The organism is Flavobacterium sp., from assembly GCF_030146175.1.
GTDB lineage: Bacteria > Bacteroidota > Bacteroidia > Flavobacteriales > Flavobacteriaceae > Flavobacterium.
In genome coordinates this window covers 1-5,033 of the sequence record NZ_JASLCE010000151.1, presented here as the reverse complement: position 1 = coordinate 5,033, position 5,033 = coordinate 1, and the positions used below count along the sequence as shown (strand labels likewise).

Genomic DNA, 5,033 nt, shown 5'->3' with positions numbered 1-5,033 from the left:
GATTTTTTAATTATTATTATTATTTCATTGACTGACTCATATCAGAAATGGCAACATTCATTTTGTTCATTATTTGGCTCATTCTTGCAATTTGCTCAGCAGTCATATCACCTTTACTATTTTCTATTTTATCGCCATACTCTTTTGCCTTTTCCATTAATGCTGGTGCATCGGCTAATGCATTCATATCACCTTTACTGACTTTCTTCATATAGTCAATATATTGATCAACATAGTCTTCATAACTATCAAGCATATCATCAATATCATTAGAACTAACTTTACCACTATTGCTTTCGGTCTCATAAGGATTTTGCGTCTCTGTTTTTTCCTTTGAATTACAACTTTCTAATGTAAATAATGCTGTTGATAATGATAATAATATCCCTATAAATAATTTCTTTTTGTTCATGATTTTAATTGTATAAATTGAATTGTTTTACTTTTTTACATAAATCTTGTGAATTGTTTTATTCACTTAATAAATCATTTTTTTACGGGGGTATTTTTAGATGAATCCTGACTAAATACAAGATGTCAAACATCTCTTATGTTACATGGAAATATTAATGATATTTAATTTCTTTGTATTTAACATGCAATACATCGAAATCATTAATACCATGTTCATCAATGATTTTCTTAGATAATTCTGGAGTGATTTTTACTTCTTGTGCAGATACTTTTGAAGTAATAAGAAATAGCAGCATAATGCAATTTCTTACAGTGGAGTTAATAATTTTCATAATGTGTGGTAATTTAGGTTTAATTTACTTTCTTGTAAAAAAGTAGGCGTGGGCATTGCACCACCGCTAAACCCAGGGTTACCACACCCCAAAAAAAGCACAATGATACAAGCCACGCCATATCGGCGTACCTATAACACTATTTGCTTTTTTAATCAGGAAGCCTAAGCTTCAGGGTGGTAATTCGGATTTAGCAATAATGAAATTCAGCACGAATATTTTTACAATACAAATTTACATAAAAGGAATGATAGAATAAAAGAAATTTAGACGTTCATATATAAAACATAAACATCTAAATCTCTATAAAAATGTTGAAAAAATATAAATCATTTCAAATTTTCCTTATTTTACTTTTTCTATGTAAACCACTTTATAAAGCTTTTGTTTACATGAATTATTTTTGGTGTACTGGATGCAAAAGATTTGCTAAATCTTTAGAATTGACTGATAATTATCAAATAGTAAGAATTGATAATTATTATTGCTGTTTTTACAAAATGCGTTTTGGTCAATATGAAGCTGTTACTTATTCCCCTCAGCATAATTCTTAGCTTTTTCATGTCTTTTTGTGTTCTTCAAACTAGTAAAGATTTCACTAACTGAATTGCTATCTTCTTTTGACATAATTAATTCACTATCTTCCTTTTTGATAGTATCAAAAGAAACTAAACATATTGAGAAATAAAAATTATCTTTCAAATGACCATTTAATTTTTCGAAATCAAAATTTTCATCTTTGTATTCAAAAATTATTGTGGATTCACATGGACTTTGAACAGCGGATACACCTAATGAACATAGAGTAGAAAGTACATGTTGTCTTGCCTCACTTGAGTCTTTGATTTGACCTTCTTTATTTAGGTCATAGGATAAATGATATTTTCTTGGTTTCATATTAGTAGATTTATCAAAATTTTCAGTTACATATTCATTTAAACTTTTCATATTTTTAAATTTTAAATTGAAAAGTAAATATATTAGAAAATTTTTAACTAACTTTACGTAATTCCTCCCAATAAAACAACAACCACTCAATCGTAAATGATTGAGTGGTTGTTAATTTTTAAACTAAATGATACTTATTCTTCCTCAGTATCTTTATTCTCATCTACCTGATGACCATTTTCAGATGTTTCGTTTACCATATTTGTATTTGGCTGTTCGGCAAATCTTTCTAATACATATTCGGATAATTTTTTCATTATATTAATGTTTGAATGTTAATGTAATATGTATGATTTTTTACGTGGTACATTCAAGTATATAGGTGTCTAAAATTTTTATATTAGGAACGCCTAAAAAAGCGACATTTTTCTTTTAAAAGTTTCGTTTTTTAGTAAATAAGTAAGGCTTTAAAATGAAAATAAACACCCATTCAAATTCCGTATTGCCTAACTAAATTTGAAGCGTCAAAAAGATGGATAAACCCGTACATATATTAGATCAGATAGCAATTCAATGGAAAAATGAAGAAGAACGTTTCTTCCTCGACACCGAATTTTCCGAAAACTACATCAAAGTCGAAATGCCAATTGGCAAAAAACACGCCTGGCAAGTAGATTACCACGACATTTCTAAAAGCGCAAATTTAGAATCGATATTTAATGATCATTATAGAACGGAAGAGGATGACGATTTTGTTCCATTGATGAATATGTATAACAGAATGATGCGGAAAGGTGCTTTTCCTTCAGCTGAATTGGATTTGGGAGTGGTGAAACTATATGCTGAAGCCAAACTAACGGATGTTGTAAATGGAGTAGAAGGTGGCGGCTGGATAGTTAGTAAAAGATTATTTGAAATCCTTAAAAATTTTAATATTGGGGATTATCAGGTATATAAGATTGCTGTACAAAGTAAGAAAGTCGTTTCGGAAGACTATGTTTACCTGCATTTTATTAATTATGCCGATGACTACGTAAATTATCCGCTATCTGTTTTTTATAAAGGAAAAGGATATTTTGATTTTGCCGCAAGAGCGATACTACCGGAATCGTTCCAGTCATCCGAAGAAATACAGGCGGTTTCAAACCGATTAAATGAAGGTGTTTCCTGGAGCGATTTTAGAGAAAATGTTACTATACAATCAAAACAAATTGTGCTTAATCCCAACGAACTGGATCTGTTTGCGTTTAAGAATTACTTTCTATGTCGGGAGCAATTTATATCCGCACGATTAGCACAAACGTTACTGGATGAAAAAATTACAGGACTTGAATTTATTAAAACGACCAAAGTAAAATAACAATAAAAAAATGGAGCAGAACAACCCCCGGATATACACGCTTAACTGCAGAAGTTGGATTGGAACCCTGAGTAAAAAAAGTGTCAGAGTACAACAACCAAAATGCGAAAAGTGCAACAGACAATTAAAAGAAGAAATCGAGTTCTCAAAAGTGGAATTGGAAATTGATAAATACAACGGAGAAGATTGGGTAAGCTCTTCGGGCTTGTTAATGGTCACCAAAAAGTTGTATGATGCCCTTATGCAGGCAGGGATTAAAGGATTTGCACCTCTAAAAGTAAAAAAGGTACCCTTTAAATATGCAGACATTGATGTGACAACAATACCCGATTTTGTTTATTTAGCCATTTTATCACCCGCAATCCGAAATATTCCTATTGCCAGCGATTATACAGGAACTTGCGAAGGATGTAATCTGACGCTCAATAAATACAATGAAGAAAAATCCCAACTGATTATGCGAAAAACGACTGAAAATCCGATTCACTTACAGGTCTTTTCGGATAGATACGAAGGCGCTGATATCTTTGATTTTACCGACCATGGAGAAATTGGTGTGACCCAAAAATTTCTCGATGTTATTAAAGATTTTAATTGTCCCGAGGGAATTATTATTCCTGCAGAGTGGATTTAAAAACAATACTAAAATAAGAAACCATGGAATTTAAAATAACGGAGCAGTTTAAAAATTTAGAAACAAATATCAAATCCGATTATTTAGAAGATATAACGATCAATGCAGGTATCTCTGATCCAGATAGTGAAGCGGATGCATTTAGTATTAAAAAGTTTACCAAACTGGGTTACGAACAAGTATCCGAGCGGTTTGTCGATGTTTTAAACATAGATAAATTTCATTTTCATGCGTGGTTGGAAGTGGATGGTTTTGCCTCTCAGATAGAATTTAATATTAAAAATCTTTATTCTGGACTATCACTATTGGATTATGATGTAAAACTTTGGTTTAAAGGCCAAACAGCCGAAGAAATAGCGCTATGGAAGACTTTCCGTATATTGGATGGCCGTCCGGAGATTGGCGATGGTAAATTAGCGGTTTACAGTATTCAAAATGGAGTAGCGCCACCTAATGAACCGGCCATTTATTATATTAATCGCGCTTTGGCTTATAAAACCAATCTGACGTTTAATGGTTATTATGAAGCCGTTTTAGACATGCTTGGTATAGCCGACTGGCAATATCTTTTTACCGAAGTTGCATTAGAAGATTTAAAAGCAGATGGGATCTATCAAAACGTAAAAGAATCGTTGGAAGCACTACAAAAAGCTTTTCCGGATAAAGACTACAGCCGCTATTTTAAACTTTTGGAAGAACGATAAAATAAGACAAAAAGCAGTAATAGTAATCTTGTACGATTGGAAAAAAAAGAATTATCAGATTTAAAATTTGTATGAAATACTTTGAAATATGTCAGGAAACCGATTCTAAGATAATTGGTAGATACCCACAGGTAAAAGAACTGAAAATTGATTTTCACAAAGCCAGAGCCTCTCAATGGGGTATTATAAGTCAATGGAAAACGGATGATGATATTCCCGACCTCAATAATTTTGTACTACACTATAATTCGAGATTATCCGACTGTGTCTCGAGTAGTTTTGTCATTACCACTTCCGGTTTATTTGTCAGTGAAAAAGGCCATCAGGTTTTGGAATCGTTTAAAATAAACGGCAGTTTTTATCCAATGACTATTTTTAGAAGAGGAATACCACATCCATACCGTTTTCTGTGGTATGAATCGGGAGGAAAAAGCAAAATAGATTGGGAGAATTCCGATTTTATTGCGTTTAACAGCATCGAAAAACAATATGGAGAGACAATTAAAGTCGTAAGTTTCGAAGATTTCAAGATCCAAAACAGAAAATTATTTGAAGCCAATGACAATTGGAGTTTAACCCGTAAATCGCTAAAATTCACGGAATATTTCGATATTACACCCGCCTTTGGAATTGGTTTAATCTGTAATGAAAATGTGAAAAAAGCAATAGAAGAACATCATTTAACAGGCTTTATGTTCAAG

The 5,033-nt window shown here is 31.9% G+C and carries 8 protein-coding genes; 4 read left to right on the top strand and 4 right to left on the bottom strand.

Going from position 1 to position 5,033, the window contains the following annotated elements; genetic code table 11:
• Positions 1-19: 19 nt before the first annotated feature.
• The 4 genes from Q1R07_RS16075 to Q1R07_RS16060 all read right to left on the bottom strand — a co-directional run bounded on the left by Q1R07_RS16075 (position 20) and on the right by Q1R07_RS16060 (position 1,951).
• Positions 20-412 (bottom strand): DUF6591 domain-containing protein, encoded by a 393-nt coding sequence (locus Q1R07_RS16075; RefSeq protein WP_300492195.1) that lies wholly within the window; start codon positions 410-412, stop codon positions 20-22.
• Positions 413-566: 154 nt separating this feature from the next.
• Positions 567-746 (bottom strand): hypothetical protein, encoded by a 180-nt coding sequence (locus tag Q1R07_RS16070; protein WP_300492193.1) that lies wholly within the window; start codon positions 744-746, stop codon positions 567-569.
• Positions 747-1,271: 525 nt separating this feature from the next.
• Positions 1,272-1,694, bottom strand: a complete 423-nt coding sequence (locus Q1R07_RS16065) for a hypothetical protein (protein WP_300492191.1) — start codon at positions 1,692-1,694, stop codon at positions 1,272-1,274.
• Positions 1,695-1,828: 134 nt separating this feature from the next.
• Positions 1,829-1,951: a hypothetical protein gene (locus Q1R07_RS16060; RefSeq protein WP_300492190.1), complete on the bottom strand. Its 123-nt coding sequence runs from the start codon at positions 1,949-1,951 to the stop codon at positions 1,829-1,831.
• Between the two features lie 215 nt (positions 1,952-2,166).
• Here Q1R07_RS16060 and Q1R07_RS16055 point away from each other — a divergent pair, with 215 nt between their 5' ends.
• From Q1R07_RS16055 to Q1R07_RS16040, 4 genes are all read left to right on the top strand, one after another.
• Positions 2,167-2,994: a hypothetical protein gene (locus tag Q1R07_RS16055; protein WP_300492188.1), complete on the top strand. Its 828-nt coding sequence runs from the start codon at positions 2,167-2,169 to the stop codon at positions 2,992-2,994.
• A 10-nt stretch (positions 2,995-3,004) separates the two neighbouring features.
• Positions 3,005-3,628 (top strand): hypothetical protein, encoded by a 624-nt coding sequence (locus Q1R07_RS16050; RefSeq protein WP_300492187.1) that lies wholly within the window; start codon positions 3,005-3,007, stop codon positions 3,626-3,628.
• A 23-nt stretch (positions 3,629-3,651) separates the two neighbouring features.
• Positions 3,652-4,332, top strand: coding sequence for a hypothetical protein (locus Q1R07_RS16045; RefSeq protein ID WP_300492185.1), 681 nt, complete (start codon positions 3,652-3,654; stop codon positions 4,330-4,332).
• 71 nt (positions 4,333-4,403) lie between these two features.
• The coding region (locus Q1R07_RS16040; protein ID WP_300492183.1) for a hypothetical protein at positions 4,404-5,033 on the top strand (630 nt) is incomplete at its 3' end.